Genomic DNA, 23,844 nt, shown 5'->3' on the forward strand with positions numbered 1-23,844 from the left:
ACACAGTGAGCAATATTACCGGGCCGAACCGGCGCGTCTTGTCTGGCATGAGGCCTACCGGCCCGCTGCACCTGGGGCACCTGCATGGCGCGCTCAAGAACTGGTTGCGCCTGCAGTACGAGTACGAGTGCTTCTTTTTCGTGGCCGACTGGCATGCCCTGACGACGCATTACGAAGACCCGTCCGGCATCGGCCCCAGCGTGCGCCAGATGCTGGTCGAGTGGCTCGCCGTCGGCATCAACCCGGCAGCGGCCACCGTGTTCGTCCAGTCCGATGTGCCGGAACACGCCGAGCTGCACCTGCTGCTGTCGATGATTACGCCGCTGGGCTGGCTGGAGCGGGTGCCGACCTACAAGGACCAGCAGGAGAAGCTCAAGGAGCGCGACCTCGGCACTTACGGCTTCCTGGGCTATCCCTTGCTCCAGAGCGCCGACATCCTGATCTACGGCGCCGGGCACGTGCCGGTGGGCGAGGACCAGGTGGCCCACGTGGAGATCACGCGGGAGATCGCCCGCCGCTTTAACCACCTCTATGGCCGGGAAGCCGATTTCGAGCAGCGGGCCGAGCGTGCCGTCCGGCACCTCGGCGGCAAGCAGGGGAAGCTCTACCTCGAGTTCCGCAAGAGCTACCAGGAACGCGGCGACGAAGCGGCGCTCGAGTCCGGCCGTGGCCTGGTCGAGAACCATCCGCGCCTGACCCTGGCTGACCGTGAGCGGCTGCTGGGCTACCTGGAGGGGGTGGGGCGGACCATCCTGGTGGAGCCGGAGGCCTTGCTGACACCGACGCCGCGGGTGCCCGGGCTCGATGGCCAGAAGATGTCGAAGTCCTACGGCAACACCATTGGCCTGGCCGAGGATCCGGACGCCGTCGAGAAAAAGCTGCGGACCATGCAGACGGATCCGGCGCGGGTCCGCCGCACCGATCCCGGGGATCCCGACAAATGCCCCGTGTGGCAGTTTCATCGCATGTATTCGGACGAGTCGACGCAGGCCTGGGTCCAGCAGGGCTGCCGCAGCGCCGGGATCGGCTGTGTCGAGTGCAAGCAGCCGGTCATCGACGCCGTGCAGGCCGAGCTCAGTCCCATCCGTGAGAAAATCGGCGAGTACAACGCAAACCCCGATACCGTGGACATCATCCTCGCGGAAGGCCGCGAACGGGCCCGGGACGCGGCCCGGGAGACCATGGAAGAGGTCCGCGAAGCGATGGGTCTGGAGTACCGATGAACGAAGATCCAATCGAGCCCGAGGCCATGGGCGCCGGCCAGGCGGAAATGCCGTTTGCTATCGTCGAGGGCGAGCCGCTGACGCAGCTGCCGATGGATCTCTACATCCCTCCGCATGCGCTGGAGGTGATCCTCGACGCCTTCGAGGGCCCGCTGGATCTCCTGCTCTACCTGATCAAGCGCCAGAACATCGACATCCTCAATATCCCGATCGCCAGGATCACGCACCAGTACATGCAGTACATCGAGCTGATGCAGGATCTGCAGCTGGAGCTGGCCGCCGAGTATCTCGTCATGGCGGCGATGCTGGCCGAGATCAAGTCGCGCATGCTGCTGCCGCGACCGGCGGCGCAGGAAGAAGAGGGCGAAGACCCGCGGGCTGAGCTGGTGCGCCGGCTGCAGGAGTACGAGCGTTACCGGCAGGCGGCCCAGGACGTCGACGCCCTGCCACGGCTCGAGCGGGACGTGTTTCAGGCCGGCGCCGAGATGTGCGAGCGCAAGGTGGTCGAGATCCAGCCGGACGTCAGCCTGCGTGAGCTGCTGTTGAGTTTCCAGGAAGTGCTCGTCCGGGCGGACATGTTTGCGCACCACCAGGTGCAGCGGGAGCCGCTCTCGGTCCGCCAGCGCATGTCCGACGTGCTGTCGCGCGTACAGGGCGGGCAGTTCGTGGCGTTCACCAGCCTGTTCACGCCCGAGGAGGGGCGCATGGGCGTGGTGGTCACCTTCCTGTCGATCCTGGAGCTGATGCGCGAGAGCCTGCTGGACCTCGTCCAGGCCGAGCCCTTCGCGCCCATCCACATCAAGGCCCGCGGCACGGCTGAGCCGGCCGCGGGCGCGGCCCGGCAGCCAGCGACCGGCGCCTGAGGAACCAGCATGGAGCAACAGCAGCTGAAGAATATCGTCGAGGCCGCCCTGCTGGCCGCCGGCCGTCCCATGAGCATCGAACAGCTCCTGGGCCTGTTCGGCGACAGTGAGCGTCCCGAGCGCGCCGACCTGCGCGCGGCCCTGGACGCCCTGCAGGAGGATTACGCGGAGCGCGGCATCCAGCTCAAGGAGGTCGCCAGCGGCTGGCGGATCCAGGTGCGCGAGGAGCTGTCGAACTGGCTTTCGCGCCTGTGGCAGGACCGCCCGGCGCGCTATTCTCGCGCCCTGCTCGAGACGCTGGCCCTGATCGCCTACCGCCAGCCGATCACGCGCGGCGAGATCGAGGACATCCGCGGCGTCTCGGTCAGCTCGAACATCATGCGCACCCTGATGGAACGCGGCTGGGTCCGGATCGTGGGACATCGCGACGTGCCCGGCCGGCCGGGCATGTACGCCACCACCCGCGAATTCCTGGACTATTTCGGGCTCAAGCGACTCGAGGACCTGCCGCCGCTGGCGGAAATCCGCGATCTCGACAGCATCAACGTGGAGCTCGACCTCGGTCTCGCGGAACCGGCGTCCGAGCTCCCGCAGGAGGAGGTCGCCGAGGATGAAGAAGAGGCCCACGCTGAGCCGGCGGAAGACGCCGACCGCGCCTGAGCCGGAACCGGTCCGGATCCACAAGCTGCTCGCCGACGCGGGCCTCGGTTCACGGCGCGAGATCGAGCGCTGGATCGCCGAAGGCCGGGTGATGGTGGAGGGGCGCCCAGCGGAAGTCGGGGAGCGCCTGACCGGCCGCGAGCGGATCGCCATCGACGGCCGGCCGTTAAGGCTCACGGAACCGTCGCGGCATCGCTATCTCGCTTATCACAAGCCGGCCGACGAGGTCTGTACCCGGCGCGACCCGGACGGCCGGCGGACGGTCTTCGATGCGCTGCCGCGGCTGCGGGGCCAGCGCTGGATCGCGGTCGGCCGGCTCGACGTGAGCACGACCGGCCTGCTGCTGTTCACCACGGACGGCGCCCTCGCCAATGCGCTCATGCACCCCTCCAGCGAGGTGCTGCGCGAGTACGCGGTCCGCGTGCTGGGCGAGCCGGACGAAGAAATCCTGGCGCGCTTGCGCGACGGGATCGAGCTGGAGGACGGACGGGCCGCCTTTGAGTCCGTCGCCGCCGCCGGTGGCGAGGGCCGCAACCGCTGGTACCGGGTCACGCTGCGCGAGGGGCGCAACCGCGAGGTGCGGCGGCTGTGGGAGGCCGTGGGCCTGACCGTGAGCCGGCTGACCCGGGTGGCCTACGGCCCCGTCGCGCTCGACCGCCAGCTGCGGCGCGGGCGATTTCGCGACCTCGAGCCGGCGGAAGTGCGCGCGCTGTATGCCTGCGTGGGGCTGGAGGCACCGGCCCTGCCGGTGCCCGAAAAACGCGCCATGAAGCCGCGGCGCAAGCGCTACACCTCGGCCCCCAAGCAATAGGGCGAGGCTTACTGGGCGTCGAAGCTGCGCCCGGTGACGCCGTGGCTGTCGGCGCCCAGGAGGTAGAGATAGACCCCGATGATCTCTTCCGGGGTCTTCAGCCGCGCCGGGTCCTCGGCAGGATAGGCCGCGGCGCGCATGGCGGTGCGCGTCGGTCCCGGGTTGACGGCGTTGACCCGAATCGCCGGCTTGCTGGCCATTTCCTCGGCCAGCACCTGGTTCAGGCCCTCGACCCCGAACTTGGAGACGGCATAGGCGCCCCAGAACGCCTTGCCAGTACGGCCCACGCCGCTGGAAGTGAAAATCACCGAGGCGTCATCGGACGCGAGCAGCAGCGGCAGCAGGCAGCGGCACAGGATGAACGGCGCAGTCAGGTTGACGTGGAGCACGCGCTGCCATTCGGCCACGTCGTGATGCTGGATGGGAGTTCTTGAGCCGAGGATGCCGGCGTTGTTGACCAGTCCGTCGAGGCGTCCCCATTGCTCCTCGATGGCGCCGCTGAGACGGTCGTAGTCCTCCCCCGTGGCGCGGACGAGATCGAGCGGAAAGATCGCGGGCTCCGGATCGCCGGCGGCGCAGATCTCGTCGTACAGCGCCTCGAGCCGCGGCACCGCCCGGCCGTGCAGGATCACGGTGGCGCCGAGCGACGCCGCCCGGCGGGCCAGCGCGCGGCCGATGCCCGTGCCGGCGCCGGTGACGAGAATGACACGATCCCGGAGCAGGTCCGCGGGGGGGTCGTAGTGCTTCATGGTGTCCACATGCATCAGCGAATCCGTGTTTCAGGGGCCAGTGCGGCGGGACCGGCGTGCCGCGCGCCAGCAGGTCCAGAGGTTATCGAGATTGCCCGGCGCGGCCTCCGGATCGAAGCCGGCGCGATGCAAGCGGTCGAGATGGCGACGATAGAGCGCCGCCAGCACCAGGCCGGTGCGCTGCCGGGGTCGTTCGATGCCCGGCAACAAGCCCTCGGCCTCGTCGAGCGCCACGCGGGCTTCGCCGGCCAGCCGGTCGACGCAGGCCGCCAGGGCCGGGTTCATGGGCGTGGCGACGAACTCCTCCCGGGCGCCGGTTTCCTCGATCCAGTCCCGCGGCAGCAGGCGGCGCCCTGCGGCCAGGTCGGCACGGAGGTTGGCGATCAGCTCTACCAGTCGTGCCCCGGTGCCGAGGCGCTGCGCGTAGCGCCGCACGGCGCGCTCGTTGGCGGTGTCAGCCAGCCCCAGGACGCCCGCGATCATCTCCTGCAGCACGCCGCCGCTGCGATAGCAGTACAGGGACAGCTCGGCATAGTTGCGGCACGGCCCGGGGCCCAGTTCGCTGTCGAAGGCGTCGACCAGCTCGAGCAGGTATTCCGGCTGCACCGCCCCCCCCGGGCTGGTGTCGCGCAGCCGGCGCAGGACGGGGTGCTGCGCCCGTCCCTGGCCGAAAGCCGCCAGCTCGGCCCGCCACCAGTCGAGCCGGGCACGGGCCACGGCCGGCTCGCTGGGTCCGCGGGCGGAACCCATGATCTCGGCGCGGAGTTCCACCAGCGCCGCCACCGCGGGCCGGCGTTCCTCCGGCGTGAACAGCAGGGCGTACCAGTCGGGCGAGCCCGGCGGCGCGCCCTTGCCGCCGGCGGGATCCACCGGCGTCACGCGTCCGGCCCCCGGGGCGGATCGTCGCCGCCATCGGCTGCGGCCGGCGGGGTGTTCGAGTCCTCGGCGGCTTCGCCCCGCGGCGTACGGGCGATGAGATCGATCTCGGGCACGGATTCGAGCGGCTTCTGGGCCTGCACCCCGAGCTCGGTGAACTTGCGCGCCCCCGGCAGCACCTGGCGCTCCAGCGATCCGACCGCGCTGTTGTAGGCGTCGACGCTGCTGGAGAGGGTCCGGCCGACGCGGGCCAGGTGACTGGTGAAAGTCGCGAGGCGGCGATGCAGTTCCGCCGCGAGGTCGCGGATCTGCCGGGCGTTCTCGGCCAGGGCGACCTGGCGCCAGCCGTAGGCCACGGCCTTGAGCAGCGCCACCAGGCTGGTCGGCGTGGCCAGGATGACATGCTGGTTGAGGGCCTCGTCCAGCAGTCCGGGGTCGCGCGCCAGCGCGGCACTGAGGAACTGGTCGCCGGGAATGAACAGGATGACGAACTCCGGGCTGCGCTCGAATTGCGCCCAGTAGCGCTTGGCCGCCAGCTCGCGGACCCGCTCGCGCACCTTGCGCGTGTGGCGCTCGAGTGCCGCCTCGCGCGTCACGTCGTCGGTGGCTTCGACCGCCGCCAGGTAGGCGTCCAGCGGGGTCTTCACATCGACCACGAGCTGCCGGCCTTCGGCCAGGTGCACGATCATGTCCGGCCGCAGCACGCCGTCGGCGGAGACGGTGTGCTCCTGCTCGGTGAAATCGCAGTGCTCCACCATGCCCGCGAGCTCGACCAGCCGCCGCAGCGTCATCTCGCCCCACTGGCCGCGCACCTCGGGTCGGCGCAGGGCGGTGACCAGGTTGCGCGTCTCGGCGCTCAGCGCCTGCTGGCTGGCGTTGACCGATTCGAGCAGGCCCCGGATGCTGCCGAAGGCCTGGTTGCGCTCACGCTCGATCTCGGCGATCTGCTTCTCGGTTTTCTCCAGCGCCTGGCGGATCGGCGCGACCAGCTGCTCGACCGCCTGCTCGCGGGCCTGCAGGTCGCCCTGGGCCCGCGTGCGGTGCACCTCGAGGTTCTGCTGCGCCAGCTCGAGGAACTGGCGGCTGGTGTCCTGCAGCGAGCGCCGTGACAGGTCGTCGAAGATTCGCGCCAGGCGCTGCTCCAGCACGTTGATGGACGCATTGAGCTCGTCCTCGGTGCGCACCTGCGCCGCGAGGCGGCTCTCGGCCACCGCCAGCTGCGCCCGCAGCCGGGTGGTTCGCGGTTGCAGCGCGAGCAAGGCGATGACGACACCGGCCAGCAGCCCGCCGGAGAAAAGCAGGTACGGCGTCAGCTGGGCGAGGTCGATGGCGTTCATGCCACGCCAGCCAGCGCCCCGGGCGCGGCGAGCCAGGCGCCGAGCGCACGCGGATCGGCCAGCAGGGTGTCGGCCTGCCAGGCTGCGGGGTCATCATCGGCGGGGATGTAGCCCCAGGCGGCAGCCACGGTATGCATGCCCGCCGCCCGGCCGGCCTCGATGTCCCGGATGTTGTCCCCGACATAGGCGCAATGCGTCGCTGCCACCGCGAGCTCGCGGGCGGCATGCAGGAGGGGCAGGGGATGGGGCTTGGCGTAGGGCAGGGTGTCGCCGCTGATCACCGTGGCGGCGCGGCCGCCGAGTCCCAGCGCGCCGAGCAGCGGCTCGGTGAGCCAGCCAGGCTTGTTCGTGACGATGCCCCAGGGCACGCCCGCGTCCTCGAGCGCCGTGAGCACCTCCGGAATGCCGGGAAACAGCCGCGAGTCGCGGCACAGGCCGGCCTCGTAGCAGGCCAGGAAGCGGCCCCGCAGGACCTGCAGCGTGGCCGCCTCGAGCTGCTCGCCATAGCCGACCCGGATGAGCCGCATCGCCCCCCACGAGACCCAGGGGCGCAGCTGCGCGAAGGGCAGTGGCGCCCGGCCGTCCTCTACCAGCATCTGGTTCAATGCCGCCGCCAGGTCAGGCGCCGTGTCGGCCAGGGTGCCGTCGAGGTCGAACAGGATCGCCGCGTGGCGCTTCATGCCTGCTCCGGCCGGCGCCCGTGGGCAAGATAATTCACGTCCACGTTGCCGCCCAGGGTGCAGGACCGCGTGAAGGGGTTGTAGTGCATGCCGGTGAACTCGTTGAGCTCCAGTCCCGCCGCGCGCATCCAGTCGGCCAGTTCGGAGGGCCGCACCAGCTTGCCATATTCGTGGGTGCCGCGCGGCAGCAGCCGCAGGACGTACTCGGCGCCGAAGATCGCCATCACCCAGGCCTTGGGATTACGGTTGATGGTCGAGAAGAAGACCTGGCCGCCCGGCCTGACCAGCGCGTGGCAGGCCGCGACCACCAGCGAAGGATCCGGGACGTGCTCGATCATCTCCAGGCAGGTGACCACGTCGTAGGCGGCCGGTCGGGCGGTTGCATGCTCCTCCGCGGTGCACTTGAGGTACTCCAGCTCGAGCCCGGATTCGCGGCCGTGGATGCGCGCCACGGCCAGGGGAGCCTCGGCCATGTCGATGGCGGTGACGGTCGCGCCCTTGCGAGCCATGGATTCGGCCAGGATCCCGCCGCCGCAGCCGATGTCGAGCACGCGCTTGCCGGCCAGGGCGACCCGTTCGTCGATGTATTCGAGTCGCGCGGGGTTGATGTCGTGCAAGGGCTTGAAGTCGCCTTCGGGGTCCCACCAGCGGTCGGCGAGCGCCTCGAAGCGGGCGATCTCGGCGGCGTCGACATTGGCGGTGCTGGTCTCATTCATGCTGGTCTGCTCCTGCAATGCGGCTGCGCCAGTCCTCGGCCTGGCGCGCGATGGCGACGGGGTCGAGCCGGGTCAGGCGCCCCTCGGCGACCATCCTCCGGCCGGCAACCCACACGTCCGCAACCTGGTCGCGCGAGGCCGCGTAGACCAGCTGAGCTACGGGGTCGTACACCGGCCAGGTGCCCGGCCGGCCGAGGTCCACGCAGCACAGGTCGGCCCACTTGCCCGGCTCGATCGTGCCGGTTTCCTCGCCGAGCCCCAGGGCCCGGGCGCCGTTGCGGGTGGCCATGGCGAGCACTTGTTCCGCCGTGACGGCGTCGGCCCGGCCCGCCACGCCCTTGGCCAGCAGCGCCGCGGTCCGCATCTCGCCGAGCATGTCGAGATCGTTGTTGCTCGCCGCCCCGTCGGTGCCGAGGCACACGTTGACGCCGGCCTCGACCAGCCTGGCCACAGGAGAGAATCCGCTGGCGAGCTTCAGGTTGGATTCAGGACAGTGCACCACGCTGGCCCCGGTCGCCGCCAGCCGCTCGATCTCCGTCTCCTCCAGCTGGGTCATGTGCACGGCCATCAGCATCGGCGACACCAGCCCGAGCCGGTCCAGCCGGGCGAAGGGCCGTTCGCCCGAGTCGACCACGCTGGCCATGACTTCCTCCGCCGTCTCGTGCACATGGGTATGCACCGGGACTTCCAGCTCGTCCGCCAGGCGGCGGATTTTCACCAGGTACTCGTCGTCCACGGTATAGGGCGCGTGCGGGGCGAAGGCCGTGCTGACCAGCGGGTGACCCTTGTACTCGTCGCGCAGGGCCAGTCCCTTGCGCAGGTACTCGGCCATGTCGCCGGCCCAGACGGTCGGGAACTTGATGAGGATCATCCCGACGCAAGCCCGCATGCCGATCCGGGCCGAGGCGCGCGCAACGACCTCCGGAAAAAAATACATGTCGTTGAAGGTGGTGGTGCCGCCGAGCAGCATCTCGGCCATCGCCAGCTCGCTCCCGTGCTCGACGAATTCGGCGCTCATCCAGCGCTGTTCGGCCGGCCAGATGTGCTCCTGCAGCCACTGCATCAGGGGGATGTCGTCCGCCAGGCCGCGCAGCAGGGTCATCGCCGCGTGCGTATGCGCATTGACCAGGCCCGGGATCAGCAGGTGCGCCGGCCGGTCCAGCACCTCGTCCGCCGTATAGCGGGCCACGGCCTCGGCTGCCGGCAGCAGGTCGACGATCCGGCCCTGGCGCAGCGCCACGGCGTGCTGCTCCAGCACGCCGGGGCAAGCGACGGGCGCAACCCAGCGGGCCTTGATCAGGGTGTCGACTTTCTCCATGCTCGATTACTCGGCGGCGACCGCCCGCGAGGCGGATGCGGCCAAATTCGTACATTCTATCGTTCCCGGCCCACACGAACGAGCGTAACAGCATGACCGGACCTCTCCCCACGCCGCCCGAGCCGACCGATCCGACCGGGATCAACGCGGTGCTGTGGCGCGACGGCAAGGTCGACCTGCTCGACCAGCGGCGCCTGCCCCGCGATGTGCGCCGCGTGGTCTGCGAGGACGTGGACGCCGTGACGCTCTCGATTCGGGAAATGGTCGTGCGGGGGGCGCCCGCGATCGGCGTCACCGCCGCCTACGGCGCCGTGCTGGCCGCCCGCGACCGGGCCCGTTCCGACGGCCCGGACTGGCAGGCGAAGTTCCAAGAGGACCTCGAGCGGCTGCGTGCGGCGCGGCCGACGGCCGTCAACCTGGGCTGGGCGGTGGACCGGATGCTGGCGGCTGCCGCAACGGCCGGGGCGGAGCCGGAGGCCGCCATGCTGGCCGAAGCGCGGCGGATCCATGCGGAAGACATCGCCATGAACCAGGCCATGGCGCGCCTCGGCGCCGGGCTCATCGAACAGCAGGGCGCGGTGATCACCCATTGCAATGCCGGCGCGCTGGCCACCGGCGGGCTGGGCACGGCGCTGGGGGTGATCCGGGAGGCCTGGCGGCAGGGCAAGATCACCCGGGTCTGGGTCGATGAAACCCGACCCTGGCTCCAGGGCGCGCGGCTGACAGCCTGGGAACTGGCGAGGGACGGTATTCCGGCGACGGTCATCACCGATTCGGCGGCGGCCCAGCTCATGCGCCGGGAGCCGCCGACCTGGGCGATCGTCGGCGCCGACCGCGTGGCGGCCAACGGCGACGTGGTGAACAAGATCGGCACCTACAGCCTGGCCGTCGCGGCCCGCTATCACGGCGTGCGCTTCATGGTCGTCGCCCCGACTTCGACGCTGGATGCGGGGACTCCGACCGGCGACACGGTGACCATCGAGGAACGCGATGCGGCGGAGCTCTGGCAGGCCGCCGGGGGCGCCCCGGACGGCGCCTCCGCCGCCAACCCTTCCTTCGACGTGACCCCGGCCGAACTGGTCGACGCGCTGGTCACGGAGCGGGGCATAGCGGCCCCGCCGGGCCCCGCCGCGCTGGCACGCCTGCTGCCGCCCTGACCCCCTCCGCGGCGGGGCTCGAAGGAGCCCGCTGTGGTAACATAACCAGCTTGTACACAGCCTCCATGACGCGCCGCATCACGAGCGCGGCGGCTGCATTCAAGTTCATGAAAAGAAACGGCAAATCGCTCCATGACTGAAGTCGCCAAAGAGATCCTCCAGGTCAACCTGGAAGACGAGATGAAGCAGTCCTACCTCGATTACGCCATGAGCGTGATCGTGGGCCGCGCACTGCCCGACGTGCGAGACGGCCTGAAGCCGGTTCATCGCCGCGTGCTGTACGCCATGCGGGAACTCGGCAACGACTGGAACAAGGCGTACAAGAAGTCCGCGCGCGTCGTCGGCGACGTCATCGGCAAATACCACCCGCACGGCGATACGGCCGTGTACGACACCATCGTCCGGATGGCCCAGCCCTTCTCCATGCGCTACGTGCTGGTGGACGGGCAGGGCAACTTCGGCTCGGTCGACGGCGATTCGCCCGCGGCCATGCGGTACACCGAGGTCCGCATGGCCAAGCTGGCCCACGAACTGCTGGCCGACATCGACAAGGAAACGGTCGATCTCGTCCCGAATTACGACGAGTCGGAGCACGAGCCGGCGGTGCTGCCGACGCGGGTGCCCAACCTGCTGGTCAACGGCTCGGCCGGCATTGCCGTCGGCATGGCGACCAACATCCCCCCGCATAACCTGGCGGAAGTGATCAGCGCCTGCGTCGCGTTGATCGACGATGCCGAGCTGAGCGTCGAAGCGCTGATGGAGTTCGTGCCGGGACCGGACTTCCCGACAGCGGGGCTGATCAACGGGGCGGCCGGGATCGTGGAGGCCTACCGGACCGGGCGTGGCCGGGTCCATATCCGGGCCCGCAGCCATTTCGAGGACATCCGTGAAGGCGGGCGCCAGGCCATTATCGTCACCGAGCTGCCCTACCAGGTGAACAAGGCGCGGCTGGTGGAAAAGATCGCCGAACTGGTGCGCGAGAAGAAGCTCGAAGGCATCAGCGAATTGCGCGACGAATCCGACAAGGACGGCCTGCGGGTGGTGATCGAGCTCAAGCGGGGCGAGAACGCCGACGTCGTCCTCAACAACCTCTACAAGCACACCCCGCTGCAGACGGTCTTCGGTATCAACATGGTCGCCCTGGTCGACGGGCAGCCGCGACTGCTGACGCTCAAGGAAATGCTGCAGGCCTTCCTGCGCCACCGGCGCGAGGTCGTCACGCGGCGGACCATCTACGAGTTGCGCAAGGCGCGCGAGCGGGCCCACGTGCTGGAAGGCCTCGCGGTGGCCCTGGCCAACATCGACGAGGTCATCGCCCTGATCAAGGCCTCGCCCTCGCCGGCAGAAGCGCGCGCCGCGCTGACCAGCCGCAACTGGGCCCCGGGGGTGGTGACCGGCCTGCTCGAACGCGCCGGCGCCGAGGCCACGCGGCCGGCGGGGCTGGACGCCAGCCTCGGGCTGGTCGCGGGTGCCTACCAGCTGTCGGACGCCCAGTCACAGGCGATCCTCGACTTGCGCCTGCATCGCCTGACCGGCCTTGAGCAAGATAAAATCATTAATGAATACGAAGAGATAATCGAGAAAATTAAAGATTATTCTCTGATCCTGGAAAGCCCGGACCGGCTGGCAGAAGTGATTCGCGAAGAACTCCTGGCGATTCGCGAGGAGTATGGCGACGAGCGCCGCACCGAGATCCTCCGCACCCATCTCGACCTGTCGATGGAAGACCTGATCAGCGAGGAGGACGTCATCGTGACCCTCTCGCACGGCGGCTACGCCAAGGCGCAGCCCGTCACCGACTACCAGGCCCAGCGGCGCGGCGGGCGCGGCCGCGCCGCCACCAAGGTCAAGGAAGAGGACTTCGTCGACAAGCTGTTCATCGCGAATACCCACGACTGGCTGTTGTGCTTCTCCAGCCGGGGCAAGGTCTACTGGCTGAAGGTCTACGAACTGCCGGTCGCCGGCCGCGGCTCGCGCGGCAAGCCGATCGTCAACCTGCTGCCGCTGGAGGCGGACGAGCGGATCAACGCCGTCCTGCCGATCCGCGAGTTCATCGAGGGTCCTTTCGTGTTCATGGCGACCAGCCGGGGCACCGTTAAGAAGACGCCGCTGGTGGCCTTCTCGCGGCCCCGCCGGGACGGCATCATCGCCATCGACCTGCGCGACGACGACTACCTGATCGACGTCGGCATCACCGACGGGCGCCAGGGAATCGTCATGTGTGCCTCGAACGGCAAGGGCATCCGCTTCAGCGAAGCGGGCGTGCGCCCGATGGGACGGACCGCGGCGGGCGTGCGGGGCATCCGCCTGGCCGATGACCAGCGGGTAATCGCCCTGATCATCGCCGACCAGGGCCACCTGCTGCTGGCCACCGAGCATGGCTACGGCAAGATCACCGAGATCAGCGATTTTCCCGTGCACCGGCGCGGCGGCCAGGGCGTGATCGCGATCCAGACCAGTGAGCGCAATGGCGACATGGTCGGCGCGCTGCTGGTGCAGCCGGACGACCAGGTGATGATGATTTCCAGCACGGGGGTCCTGGTCAGGACGGCGATCGAGGGCATCCCCGTGCTGTCGCGCAACACCCAGGGCGTCCGGCTGATCAAGCTCGACGAGGGCGGGCGGCTGGTCGGCATGGGCCGCGTGGCGGCCGAACAGGGCGAGGAAGGCGGCGAGGCGGACGAGGACGCCGGGGCCGAAAGCGAATAAGGCAACTATCCGAGGGGGCATCACGATGGATCGGGTCTATAACTTCAGCGCAGGGCCGGCGGCGATTCCCCTGCCAGTGCTGGAGCGGGCGCGCGACGAGCTGGTCGACTGGCGCGGCTGCGGCATGTCCGTGATGGAACTCTCTCACCGCGGCAAGGAATTCATGTCCATCGCGGAGCGCGCCGAAGCGGACCTGCGCCGCCTGCTCGACATCCCCAACGGTTACCGCGTGCTGTTCCTGCAGGGCGGCGCCACCGCCCAGTTCGGCAACATCCCGTTCAACCTGGCGCGGGCCGAAGACAAGGCCGACTACGTGGTCACCGGCTCCTGGTCGAAAAAGGCCCTGGCGGAGGGGCGCCGGTTTCTCAATGCCCAGGTGGCGGCCGACTCGGCGCCCAACCGCCATACCGAGATCCCCGATCCCGCGACCTGGGAACTCAGCCCGGACGCGGCCTACCTCCACTACTGCCCCAACGAGACCATCGGCGGGGTGGAATTCCATTTCGTTCCGGAGAGCCCGGCGCCGCTGGTCGCCGACATGTCCTCGACGATCCTGTCGCGTCCGCTGGACGTCGAGCGCTTCGGGCTCATCTACGCCGGCGCGCAGAAGAACATCGGCCCGGCGGGCCTGGCGATCGTCATCGCGCGGGAGGAGCTCCTCGGGCGGGCGCGGGAAGGGACCCCGGTGATGATGGACTACGCCCAGCAGGCGGAAGCCGGGTCGATGCTGAACACGCCGCCGACCTGGGGCTGGTACATCGCCGGCCTGGTGTTCGAGTGGCTGCTGGAGCAGGGCGGGCTTGCCGCCATGGAAGCGCGCAACCGGCGCAAGGCCGAGACGCTGTACGCGGCGATCGACGGCTCCGGCTTCTACGCCAACCCGGTGGCGCCGCATTGCCGCTCCTGGATGAACATCCCGTTCACGCTGGCTGATCCGGCCCTCGACGGGCCCTTCCTCGAACAGGCCCGGGCCGCGGGGCTGCTGACCCTCAAGGGCCATCGCTCGGTCGGCGGCATGCGGGCGAGCCTCTACAACGCCATGCCGCAGGAGGGCGTGGACGCCCTGGTCGCCTTCATGCAGGAGTTCGAGCGGCGTCACGGCTAGCCCTGGTGTTGCAATGCCGCATCAATCTGCCACTATCGTCGGGTTGACGCCCCGCCGTTGGAGATTGCCATGACTTTCAAGGTCCTCACCCTCAACAACATCGCCCTGGCCGGCCTCGAACGGCTGCCGCGGGACCGCTACGAGGTCGCGTCGGAAATCGGCCATCCGGATGCGGTGCTGGTCCGTTCGGCCGACATGCACAAGGTCGAGCTCCCGGCCAGCATCAAGGCCATCGGCCGCGCGGGCGCAGGCGTCAACAACATCCCGGTCGAGGAGATGAGCCGGCGCGGCGTGCCGGTCTTCAATGCGCCCGGCGCCAACGCCAATGCGGTCAAGGAACTGGTGCTCGGCGGCATCCTGCTGGCGGCGCGCAACCTGTGCGAGGCCTGGGATTACGTGCGGACGCTGGAGGGCAGCGAGGAGGAACTGCACCGGGCCGTGGAGAGCGGCAAGAAGCGTTTCGTCGGCTTGGAGCTGCCGGGGCGGAGCCTCGGCGTCGTCGGCCTCGGCGCCATCGGTGTCGAGGTCGCGAACGCGGCGCTGTCGCTGGGCATGCAGGTCATCGGCTTCGACCCCAGGATCACGGTGGAGCGGGCCTGGCAGCTGAGCTCGGGCGTGCGCCAGGCGACCAGCCTGGACGACCTGTTCAGCCGCGCGCAGATGGTCACCGTGCATGTGCCGCTGGGCGAGGGCACCCGCGCGCTGGTCAACGCCGACCGCCTGGCGCTGATGAAGCCGGGCGGCGTGGTGCTGAATTTCGCCCGCGGCGGGGTCGTCGACGAAGCCGCGGTGCTGGCGGCCCTGGACGAAGGCAGCCTCGGGCGCTACGTGACGGACTTCCCCAGCGCGGCGAACAAAGGGCATCCGAAAGTGATCGCCCTGCCGCACCTCGGCGCCTCGACGCGCGAAGCGGAGGAGAACTGCGCGATCATGGTGGCGGAGAACGTGCGCGACTTCCTCGAGCACGGCAACATCCGGCACTCCGTGAATTTCCCCGAGTCGGTGCTGCCCCGGGTCGCCGGCGGCACCCGCCTGGCGATCGCCAACGCCAACGTGCCGAACATGGTCGGCCAGATCTCGACCGCGCTGGCCGCCGCCCAGCTGAACATCTCCGACCTGCTGAACAAGTCGCGCGGCGAGCTCGCGTACACGCTGGTGGACGTCGACGGGCAGGTGCCGGAGGACGTCGCCGCCCGGATCGGCTCGATCCAGGGCGTGCTGTCGCTGCGGATGATTCCCGCCGCGGCCTGAGACGGAGATGAGCGCCACCGGAGACGACGATCGGCTGGCCGGCATCCGCCGCCGGATCGATGCCATCGACGAACAGCTGCAGCAGCTGATCAGCGAGCGGGCACGCCTCGCACTCGAGGTGGGCGCGACCAAGTACCCGGAGCCGGTCGGCCTGTCCCGGACCCCGCGGGACTACTACCGGCCGGAGCGCGAGGCGGAGATCCTGCGCCTGGCCGTGGCGCGCAACGAGGGCCCGCTCAGGGACGCCGAGATCGTCCGCCTGTTCCGCGAGATCATGTCCGCCTGCCTGGCGCAGCAGGAGCCGATGAAGGTGGCTTTCCTCGGCCCGGAAGGCACTTTCTCCCAGGCCGCCGTCCTGAAGCAGTTCGGGCATTCGGTGCGGACGCTCGCGCTGCCGTCGATCGAAGAGGTCTTCCACGACGTGGAGGCCGGCGTGGCGGATTTCGGCGTGGTGCCGGTGGAGAACTCGACCGAGGGCACCGTCGGCACCACCCTCGACATGCTGATGAACACGCCGTTGCACATCAGCGGGGAGGTCGAGCTGCGGATCCGCCAGCATCTGCTGGGCCGGATGAGCGGCCTGGATGGCGTGGCCAGGGTGTATTCCCACCAGCAGTCCCTGGCCCAGTGTCGTGCCTGGCTCGATCAGCGCCTGCCCGGCGTGGAACGCGTGGTGGTGGCCTCGAATGCGGTGGCGGCGCGGCTGGCGGCAGAGGAGGAGGGGGCGGCGGCGATCGCCGGCGACACCGCGGCCGAGGTCTACGGGCTCGGGATCCTGATGGCCAGTATCGAGGACCGTCCCGACAACACCACGCGTTTTTTGGTCATCGGCCGCGAACGGCCCGGGCCGAGCGGCCAGGACAAGACCTCGCTGCTGCTGTCCTCGCGCCATCACGCGGGCGCCCTGCAGGAATTGCTGCATCCGCTGTCGCGGCACGACGTCAGCATGACCCGGATCGAATCCCGGCCGTCGCGGCGCCGCAAGTGGGACTACGTCTTTTTTGTCGATATCGAGGGCCACTACGCGGACGCCAACGTGGCCGCGGCGCTGGCGGAGCTGGAGCAGGCAGCCGCCTGGCTGCGGGTGCTGGGCTCCTACCCGGCGGCGATCCTGTAAACTGCCGGCCTCCCTGGGGAGGTGTCATGAGCAACAAGTTCCTCGACCTGGCCGTGCCGGGAGTGCAGGGCCTGCAGCCCTATCAACCCGGCAAGCCGATCGCCGAACTCGAACGCGAGTACGGCCTGAGCGATATCGTCAAGCTGGCCTCGAACGAGAATCCGCTGGGCCCCAGCCCCGCAGTCGCGGCGGCCCTCGCCGCGGGGGTCCCCGAACTGGCGCGCTATCCCGATGCCAACGGCTTCGACCTCAAGGCGGCGCTGGCCGCCCGGCACGACGTGGCGCCGGAATGCATCACGCTGGGCAACGGCTCCAACGACATCCTGGTGCTGCTCGCCGAGAGCTTCCTGGCGCCGGGGCTCGAGGCGGTCTACTCGCGGTATGCCTTCGCTGTATACCCGCTGGCGGTCCAGGCCACCGGCGCGGACCACCGCGTGGCCGAGGCGTTCCCCGCGTTCCACCCCGACCAGCCGCTGGGCCACGACCTGGCAGCGATGGCGGCACTCGTCGGGCCGCGCACGCGCCTGGTGTTCATCGCCAATCCCAACAACCCGACGGGCAGCTGGGTCGACGCCGCCACGCTGGAGTATTTCCTCACCGGCCTGCCGGGCCACGTGATTGCCGTGGTGGACGAGGCCTATTTCGAGTACGTGCGCGAGCCGGAATATCCCGACGCGAGCCGGTGGCTGGAGCGCTTTCCGAATCTCGTCGTCACCCGCACCTTTTCCAAGGCCTACGGCCTGGCGGGGCTGCGCATGGGCTACGCCCTGAGCGATCCGGGGATCGCCGACGTGCTGAACCGGGTGCGGCAGCCGTTCAACACCAGCCTGGCCGCGCAGCTCGGGGCGCTCGCGGCCCTCGGCGACCAGGCACACCTGGCGCAGGGCGTGACGCTGAACAACCGGGAACGGGCACGCGTCAGCGCCGGCTGCACCGCGCTGGGTCTCGAGGTCGTCCCGTCGGTGGGGAATTTCATCCTGGTGGACATGGGCGCGCCGGCCGGTCCGCTGTTCGAGGCCCTGCTGAGGCGCGGCGTGATCGTCCGCCCGGTGGGGAATTACGGGTTGCCGCAGCACCTGCGGATCAGCATCGGGACCACCGCCGAGAACGACCGGCTGCTGGCGGCGCTGGCGGAGGTGGTCGGGCAGTGAGCGCCGCAGCATGGATCGCGCGGCCTTCGGGCCCGCTGCGCGGCCTGGTGGCGGTCCCGGGCGACAAGTCAGTTTCGCATCGCGTGATGCTGCTCGGTGCCGTCGCGTCCGAGCCGCTGGAAGCCGCCGGGTTCCTGCGCAGCGCCGACTGCCTGGCGACGCGGCGGGCGGTCGAGCTGCTCGGCGCCGAGGTGGAGGACCTGCCGGACGGGCGGGTGCGGGTGACGCCGCCGAAGGCCTTGCGTGACCCGCCTGCGCCGCTCGATTTCGGCAATTCCGGGACCGGCCTGCGGCTGATGACCGGCCTGCTCGCCGGGCGCCGCATCGAGGCCGAGCTCACCGGCGATGCTTCGCTCTGCCGCCGCCCGATGGAGCGCGTGGCGGCACCATTGCGCCTGATGGGCGCCGTGCTGGACACCACCGATGGGCGCCCCCCGGTGAGGATCGGGCGGGCGGGGCCGCTGCAGGCCCTCGAGTACGACCTGTCGGTCGCCAGCGCCCAGGTGAAGTCGGCCCTGCTGCTGGCGGGCCTGTCGGCCGGCGGCCGGACCCTGGTGCGCCAGCCTGCGATCACGCGCGATCATACGGAGCGGATGCTGGCTGCCCTCGGGTGCCCGGTCGAAATGGGGCCCTGGGGCGCGGCCGTCACCGGTCCGTGCCGGCCGCGGGGCGGCAGTGTCGTGGTGCCGGGCGACTTCTCTTCGGCCGCCTTCTTCATCGTGGCCGGGCTGCTCGCGGCCGGCGACGACCCGCTGGTCGTAAGCGGGGTCGGACTCAATCCCACCCGCACGGGCCTGCTGGAGATCCTGCGCCTGATGGGCGCGCGGATCGAGGTGCGCAACCGCCGCGAGACCTGTGGCGAGGAAGTGGCCGACCTGGGCGTCTGGCGCAGCGAGCTGCGGGGCATCGATGTGCCGGCCGAGCTGGTGCCGCTGGCCATCGACGAGTTCCCGGTCCTGTTCGTGGCGGCCGCGCTGGCGCGCGGCACAACCCGTGTACGGGGCGCCGAGGAGCTCCGGGTCAAGGAATCGGACCGGCTCGGCGTCATGGCGCGGGCCCTGGCGGCGACCGGCATCACCGTCGCCGAGCATCCCGACGGCCTGGACATCGAGGGCGGCGTCCTGCGCGGCGGGACTGTCGACAGCGCCGGCGACCACCGGGTCGCGATGGCCTTCGCCGTGGCCGCCGCCCGCGCCGCCGCCCCGATCCGGATCCTGGATGTCGCCAACGTGGCCACGTCCTACCCGGGTTTCGCCGCGGACGCGACCCGCCTCGGGATCGGCCTCGAGGCCCAGCGCCAGCAGGGGGCCGCATGAAGACGGCACCGGTACTGGCGGTCGACGGCCCCGGCGGGGCCGGCAAGGGAACGATTTGCCGGGCTGTGGCGGCACGGCTCGACTGGCACCTGCTGGACAGCGGAGCGCTGTACCGGCTGGTTGCCGCCGCGGCAGCCCGCGCCGGGGTGGCGCTGGACGACGAGGCCGGCCTGGCCGGCCTGGCGCGGGACTTGCCGGTACGTTTCGAAGGCGAACAGGTCTGGCTGGGGGACGAGGAGGTGAGCGAGGAAATCCGCAGCGAGGCCTGCGGCGATCGCGCTTCGCAAGTGGCGGCGCTGCCGGGCGTACGGACCGCCCTGGTCGGCCTGCAACGCGAGTTTCGGCGGGCACCCGGCCTGGTCGCGGACGGTCGCGACATGGGGACCGTGATCTTCCCCGACGCGGAGCTGAAGGTCTTCCTCACCGCCTCGGCCGAAGAGCGCGCGAGGCGCCGTTATAAGCAGTTGAAGGAAAAGGGGTTTGATGTTAACCTTCCGGCCCTTTCGGCTGAGGTGGCGGCCCGTGACCGCCGGGATGCGGAACGTGCCGTGGCGCCGTTGCGCCCGGCAGTGGACGCGGTGGTGGTCGACAGCACGGCGCTGGACATCGAGGCGGTGATCGAGCGCGTACTGCAGGAATTGAAGCGTCGCGGCCTCGCGCCGGACGCCTGAGCAAGCGTGGCTCCCAGGGAAACGGGAGCTTTTTATATTGCATACCCGGTGCGGCAGGGACGTGTCGCCGGATCAACTACAGGTCGGCCTGCGGGCCGTTGGATCATTCAACCATGTCAGAAAGTTTTGCCGAGCTCTTTGAGCAGAGTTTTGCCAGCCAGCAGATTCGTCCCGGCGCCATCCTCAAGGGGAAGGTGGTCGAGATCAACGACGATGTCGTCATCGTCTCCGCCGGGCTGAAGTCCGAGTCGGTCATCCCGGCCGAGCAGTTCAAGAACGAGAAGGGTGAGTTCGAGGTCGCCGTCGGCGACGAGGTCGAAGTCGCGCTCGATGCCGTCGAGGACGGCTTCGGCGAGACTCGCCTGTCCCGCGACAAGGCCAAGCGCGCCCGCACCTGGACCGTCCTCGAGGAAGCCTTCGAGCAGGAAGAGGTCGTCCAGGGCATGATCACCGGCCGGGTCAAGGGCGGCTTTACCGTCGAACTCGAGCTGGTGCGGGCCTTCCTGCCCGGTTCGCTGGTGGACGTGCGCCCCGTGCGCGATCCCAGCTACCTCGAGGGCAAGATGCTCGAATTCAAGGTCATCAAGCTGGACCGCAAGCGCAACAATGTCGTCGTCTCCCGCCGTGCGGTGGTCGAGGCCGAGCACAGCGTCGAGCGCGAGGAGCTGCTGAAGAACCTGACCGAGGGCGCGGTGCTCCCGGGTATCGTCAAGAACCTGACCGACTACGGCGCCTTCGTCGACCTCGGCGGCATCGACGGCCTGCTGCACATCACTGACATGGCGTGGCGCCGGGTCAAGAACCCCTCCGAGGTCGTGAACGTCGGCGACGAGATCCAGGTCAAGGTGCTGAAGTTCGACCGCGAGCGCAATCGTGTCTCCCTCGGCCTGAAGCAGCTCGGCGAGGACCCGTGGCAGGACATCGCGCGGCGCTACCCCGCCGGTTCGCGGCTGTTCGGGCGGGTCACCAACCTGGCCGATTACGGCGCCTTCGTGGAAATCGAGGATGGCGTCGAGGGCCTGGTGCACGTGTCCGAGATGGACTGGACCAACAAGAACGTCAATCCGTCCAAGGTGGTGCAGATCGGCGACGAGATCGAGGTCATGGTGCTGGAGATCGACGAGGAGCGCCGTCGCGTGTCGCTCGGCATCAAGCAGTGCATGCCCAACCCGTGGAACGAGTTCGCCGCGACCTTCAACAAGGGCGACCGCGTGCGCGGCGTGATCAAGTCGATCACCGACTTCGGCATCTTCATCGGCCTGGACGGCGGCATCGACGGCCTGGTGCACCTGTCCGACCTCTCCTGGGAGCTGGCGGGCGAGGAGGCCGTGCGCAACTACCGCAAGGGCGAGGAACTCGAGGCGGTGGTGCTTTCCATCGACCCGGAGCGCGAGCGGATTTCCCTCGGCATCAAGCAGCTCGACCGCGACCCGATGTCCGCCTGGCTGGCGGACCACCCCAAGGGCAGCATCGTGCGCGGCACGGTGACCGAGGTGGACGCCAAGGGCGCCACGGTGGACGTGGACGGCCTCGAGGCCTACCTGCGCGCCTCCGAGCTGTCCCGCGAGCGAGTCGAGGATGCCCGCTCGGTGCTCAAGCCGGGCGAGGAGATCGAGGCCCGGTTCATCGGGCTGGATCGAAAGAGCCGCCAGATCTCGCTCTCCATCAAGGCGAAGGAGGCCTGGGAAGAGGCCGAGGCAATGCAGAGCTACAAGAAATCGGATAGCAGCACCGGGACCAGCCTGGGCGACCTGCTCAAGGAGCAGATTTCCAGCCAGGAAAACTCCTGACCGGAGCCATGGCGGGCCGCCTGCGGGCGGCCCGTCCTTTCCGCCGGGTCCCGGGGTCGTGAGGGCGAAAGGGGACGGATCGAAACCATGACAAAGTCTGAACTGATCGAAGCCATCTCCCGGCGGCAGAGCCATCTCAACGCCAAGGACGTCGAACTGGCGGTCAAGCATCTCATCGAGGTGATGAGCAACAGCCTGGCCAACGGCGAGCGCATCGAGATTCGCGGCTTCGGGAGTTTCTCACTCCATTTCCGGCCGCCACGCATCGGGCGGAACCCGAAGACCGGCGAAGCGGTGGCGCTGTCCGGCAAGTACGTGCCGCATTTCAAGCCCGGCAAGGACCTTCGCGAGCGGGTCAACGAAGGGCGGCACAACCCCATCAAGGCCTGACCCGGTCCGGCCCGCGCGTTGCCGCGCGCCGGCGCGCCCGCTGATACAATCCCGCCTGTAACGCGCCGCGGCGCGCCTCGGGCGAGTTGTCATGTTCAAGCGGGTCCTCACAGCCGTCGTCTTCGTCGCGGCCCTTGCGGTGGCCGTCCTGTTTACCGCCATGAACCCCGGCGAGGTGGATCTCGAACTGGGCTTTGCCCTGTGGCAGGTGCCGCTGGGACTCGCCTTCATCCTGGCCATCGCACTGGGCTGGGTACTCGGACTGCTGTCGATGCTGCCGCGAATGCTGCGCCTGGCGAACCAGAAGCGGCGGCTGCGCCACGAGGCGCAGAAGACGGGCGGCGGCCTGGCGGTAGATGAGCGCGGCTGACAGTCTCCTGCTGCTGCTGCTGTTCGCGGCCGCCGCCGGCCTTGGCTGGTATTTCGCCCGCCGCAGCCTGCGCGCGCCTGCCCCCGCCGGCCGGGCCCAGGTCTCGGCCGAGTATTTCCAGGGCCTCAACTACCTGCTCAACGAGGAACCGGACAAGGCCCTCGAGGTGTTCATCCGCATGGTCGACCTGGATGCGGACACCGTGGACACGCATTTCGCGCTCGGGGCGCTGTTCCGCAAGCGGGGCGAGACCGAGCGGGCGATCAAGGTGCACCAGAACCTGGTTGCGCGCCCCGACCTCCCGCGCGAGGCCCGGGCCCGGGCCTTGAACGAGCTCGCCGAGGATTATTTCAAGGCCGGCCTGTTCGACCGGGCCGAGCAGGTCTACGGCCAGCTCGCCCGAGGGGCCGTGCGGCGTGAACTCGGCCTGCTCGGGCTGGTGCGGATTTACGAATTGCAGCGCGACTGGGAACAGGCCATCGGGGCGATGGACCAGCTGGCGTCGACGTCGGGCCGGGCCGGCGGCGAAACGGTGGCGCATTACTGTTGCGAGCTGGCGCAGGAGGCCGTGGGCCGCGGCGACCTGCTCGCAGCGCGCCACTGGCTGAAGCGGGCGCAGGGGGCCGACCGCCAGGGCGTGCGCGGTGCCATGATGCGGGCCCAGGTCGCGCAGCTCGAAGGCGACCACCGCCTGGCCGTGCGCCTGTACGAGCAGGCGCTCGAGCGGGACGGCGGTTTCCTCGTCGATGTCCTGCCCGAGCTGCGCCGCAGCTATGCCGAGCTGGGCAAGGCCGGCGAGTTCGGGCATTGGCTGGAAGCCGCGCTGGCGAAACACCCGGAGTGGCGGCCCGGCGTCGCCTTTGCAGCAATTGCCGACGGCGGCTTCGACGACCCGACCACGCGCCAGTGCATCGTCGACTTCGTCGCCAGCAACCCGATCCTGACCGAGATCCTGGAGATGCTGCGGCCGACCCTCGCGAGCGACGGCGGCCGTGACGCCGCCATCCGCCGCATCAGCCGGGCCATGCAGCGGATCGCCAGGGCCAGCCCGCGCTATCGCTGCAATGTCTGCGGCTTCTCCGGCAATACGCTGTACTGGCAGTGTCCCAGCTGCCGCACCTGGGGCGCCACGCGGCCGGTGACGAAGTTCCGCTTCGAGGCCATGCTGGATCCACGCGCCGTGCCCCGCGAATCCGGCCCCAACCGCTGAATTATCCCTCTCGTGTCGGGCGCCGCCCGGGGCGAACATGATGGCCGTGGCCGGTGTGGCCGCATCCACAAGCCAAGGAGGGATTACCGATGATTCGTCATGCTGTGAAGCTGCTGGCCAGCCTGGCCCTGTTGCCCATGCTCGCCTGGGCGGGCCCAGTGGACCTCAACGAGGCCGATGCCGAGACGCTGGCGCGCGAACTGAAGGGTATCGGCCCGGCGCGCGCCGAGGCCATCGTCGCCTGGCGGGAGGCGAACGGGCCGTTCAGGTCGGCCGACGATCTCGTGCTGGTCAAGGGCATCAGCGAGCGAGTGCTGGAAGACAATCGAGAGCTGATCACGGTGTCCGCCCCGGATCGGCCGGAGTAGGCGGGC

The 23,844-nt window shown here is 69.5% G+C and carries 23 protein-coding genes; 17 read left to right on the forward strand and 6 right to left on the reverse strand.

Features of this window, described 5'->3' with window-relative positions; genetic code table 11:
* The first annotated feature begins 5 nt into the window (after window positions 1-5).
* From G6N75_RS13895 to rluB, 4 genes are read left to right on the forward strand one after another with little or no spacing between them, the layout of a single operon-like run.
* Complete coding sequence (locus G6N75_RS13895; RefSeq protein ID WP_165348956.1) at window positions 6-1,223, forward strand: tryptophan--tRNA ligase; 1,218 nt, start codon at window positions 6-8, stop codon at window positions 1,221-1,223.
* Entirely contained in the window at window positions 1,220-2,086 is an 867-nt protein-coding gene (locus tag G6N75_RS13900; RefSeq protein WP_206203134.1) for a ScpA family protein, read from the forward strand. The genes G6N75_RS13895 and G6N75_RS13900 overlap by 4 nt, the downstream gene beginning before the upstream one ends.
* Before the next feature lie 9 nt (window positions 2,087-2,095).
* On the forward strand, window positions 2,096-2,746 hold the full coding sequence (scpB, locus tag G6N75_RS13905; protein ID WP_165348957.1) for an SMC-Scp complex subunit ScpB: 651 nt from the start codon (window positions 2,096-2,098) through the stop codon (window positions 2,744-2,746).
* Window positions 2,697-3,557 carry a 23S rRNA pseudouridine(2605) synthase RluB gene (gene rluB, locus G6N75_RS13910; protein ID WP_165348958.1) on the forward strand — a complete coding sequence of 287 codons (861 nt, stop codon included), beginning with the start codon at window positions 2,697-2,699 and terminating at the stop codon, window positions 3,555-3,557. The genes scpB and rluB overlap by 50 nt, the downstream gene beginning before the upstream one ends.
* An 8-nt stretch (window positions 3,558-3,565) precedes the next feature.
* On the opposite strand, the gene G6N75_RS13915 is transcribed toward rluB, so the two are convergent.
* From G6N75_RS13915 to G6N75_RS13940, 6 genes are read right to left on the reverse strand one after another with little or no spacing between them, the layout of a single operon-like run.
* Window positions 3,566-4,306, reverse strand: coding sequence for a YciK family oxidoreductase (locus G6N75_RS13915; RefSeq protein WP_165349181.1), 741 nt, complete (start codon window positions 4,304-4,306; stop codon window positions 3,566-3,568).
* A gap of 30 nt (window positions 4,307-4,336) precedes the next feature.
* Window positions 4,337-5,185 carry a squalene/phytoene synthase family protein gene (locus G6N75_RS13920; protein WP_165348959.1) on the reverse strand — a complete coding sequence of 283 codons (849 nt, stop codon included), beginning with the start codon at window positions 5,183-5,185 and terminating at the stop codon, window positions 4,337-4,339.
* Window positions 5,182-6,519 carry a DNA recombination protein RmuC gene (gene rmuC / locus G6N75_RS13925; protein WP_165348960.1) on the reverse strand — a complete coding sequence of 446 codons (1,338 nt, stop codon included), beginning with the start codon at window positions 6,517-6,519 and terminating at the stop codon, window positions 5,182-5,184. Before rmuC ends, G6N75_RS13920 begins: the two co-directional genes overlap by 4 nt.
* On the reverse strand, window positions 6,516-7,199 hold the full coding sequence (gene gph / locus G6N75_RS13930) for a phosphoglycolate phosphatase (RefSeq protein ID WP_165348961.1): 684 nt from the start codon (window positions 7,197-7,199) through the stop codon (window positions 6,516-6,518). Before gph ends, rmuC begins: the two co-directional genes overlap by 4 nt.
* Complete coding sequence (gene ubiG, locus G6N75_RS13935; protein ID WP_165348962.1) at window positions 7,196-7,915, reverse strand: bifunctional 2-polyprenyl-6-hydroxyphenol methylase/3-demethylubiquinol 3-O-methyltransferase UbiG; 720 nt, start codon at window positions 7,913-7,915, stop codon at window positions 7,196-7,198. Before ubiG ends, gph begins: the two co-directional genes overlap by 4 nt.
* A complete protein-coding gene (locus G6N75_RS13940) occupies window positions 7,908-9,233 on the reverse strand; it encodes a TRZ/ATZ family hydrolase (protein ID WP_165348963.1) in 1,326 nt (441 codons plus the stop codon). Before G6N75_RS13940 ends, ubiG begins: the two co-directional genes overlap by 8 nt.
* Before the next feature lie 92 nt (window positions 9,234-9,325).
* On the opposite strand from G6N75_RS13940, the gene mtnA reads away from it, so the two are divergent.
* From mtnA to G6N75_RS14005, 13 genes are all read left to right on the forward strand, one after another.
* Window positions 9,326-10,390 (forward strand): S-methyl-5-thioribose-1-phosphate isomerase, encoded by a 1,065-nt coding sequence (mtnA, locus tag G6N75_RS13945; RefSeq protein WP_165348964.1) that lies wholly within the window; start codon window positions 9,326-9,328, stop codon window positions 10,388-10,390.
* 132 nt (window positions 10,391-10,522) lie between these two features.
* A complete protein-coding gene (gene gyrA / locus G6N75_RS13950; protein WP_165348965.1) occupies window positions 10,523-13,099 on the forward strand; it encodes a DNA gyrase subunit A in 2,577 nt (858 codons plus the stop codon).
* A 25-nt stretch (window positions 13,100-13,124) separates the two neighbouring features.
* Entirely contained in the window at window positions 13,125-14,204 is a 1,080-nt protein-coding gene (gene serC / locus G6N75_RS13955; RefSeq protein WP_165348966.1) for a 3-phosphoserine/phosphohydroxythreonine transaminase, read from the forward strand.
* A 69-nt stretch (window positions 14,205-14,273) separates the two neighbouring features.
* On the forward strand, window positions 14,274-15,455 hold the full coding sequence (locus G6N75_RS13960; RefSeq protein ID WP_165348967.1) for a phosphoglycerate dehydrogenase: 1,182 nt from the start codon (window positions 14,274-14,276) through the stop codon (window positions 15,453-15,455).
* A 7-nt stretch (window positions 15,456-15,462) separates the two neighbouring features.
* The gene (gene pheA / locus G6N75_RS13965; RefSeq protein ID WP_165348968.1) at window positions 15,463-16,572 is read left to right on the forward strand and encodes a prephenate dehydratase; all 1,110 of its coding nucleotides are present in this window, start codon (window positions 15,463-15,465) and stop codon (window positions 16,570-16,572) included.
* A 26-nt stretch (window positions 16,573-16,598) separates the two neighbouring features.
* A complete protein-coding gene (gene hisC / locus G6N75_RS13970; protein WP_165348969.1) occupies window positions 16,599-17,723 on the forward strand; it encodes a histidinol-phosphate transaminase in 1,125 nt (374 codons plus the stop codon).
* Window positions 17,720-19,039, forward strand: coding sequence for a 3-phosphoshikimate 1-carboxyvinyltransferase (gene aroA, locus G6N75_RS13975; RefSeq protein ID WP_346765538.1), 1,320 nt, complete (start codon window positions 17,720-17,722; stop codon window positions 19,037-19,039). Before hisC ends, aroA begins: the two co-directional genes overlap by 4 nt.
* A complete protein-coding gene (gene cmk / locus G6N75_RS13980) occupies window positions 19,036-19,710 on the forward strand; it encodes a (d)CMP kinase (RefSeq protein WP_165348970.1) in 675 nt (224 codons plus the stop codon). The genes aroA and cmk overlap by 4 nt, the downstream gene beginning before the upstream one ends.
* Before the next feature lie 113 nt (window positions 19,711-19,823).
* Window positions 19,824-21,500, forward strand: coding sequence for a 30S ribosomal protein S1 (rpsA, locus tag G6N75_RS13985; RefSeq protein WP_165348971.1), 1,677 nt, complete (start codon window positions 19,824-19,826; stop codon window positions 21,498-21,500).
* An 87-nt stretch (window positions 21,501-21,587) separates the two neighbouring features.
* The gene (locus G6N75_RS13990) at window positions 21,588-21,890 is read left to right on the forward strand and encodes an integration host factor subunit beta (RefSeq protein ID WP_165348972.1); all 303 of its coding nucleotides are present in this window, start codon (window positions 21,588-21,590) and stop codon (window positions 21,888-21,890) included.
* Between the two features lie 91 nt (window positions 21,891-21,981).
* Entirely contained in the window at window positions 21,982-22,260 is a 279-nt protein-coding gene (locus G6N75_RS13995; protein WP_165348973.1) for a LapA family protein, read from the forward strand.
* Complete coding sequence (gene lapB, locus G6N75_RS14000) at window positions 22,247-23,470, forward strand: lipopolysaccharide assembly protein LapB (protein WP_165348974.1); 1,224 nt, start codon at window positions 22,247-22,249, stop codon at window positions 23,468-23,470. Before G6N75_RS13995 ends, lapB begins: the two co-directional genes overlap by 14 nt.
* Before the next feature lie 89 nt (window positions 23,471-23,559).
* Window positions 23,560-23,838, forward strand: a complete 279-nt coding sequence (locus G6N75_RS14005; protein ID WP_165348975.1) for a ComEA family DNA-binding protein — start codon at window positions 23,560-23,562, stop codon at window positions 23,836-23,838.
* Window positions 23,839-23,844 lie beyond the last annotated feature (6 nt).

Origin of the sequence: Thioalkalivibrio sp. XN8 (assembly GCF_011058255.1) — a bacterium.
In the GTDB taxonomy this organism is placed as follows: Bacteria; Pseudomonadota; Gammaproteobacteria; order Steroidobacterales; family XN24; genus XN24.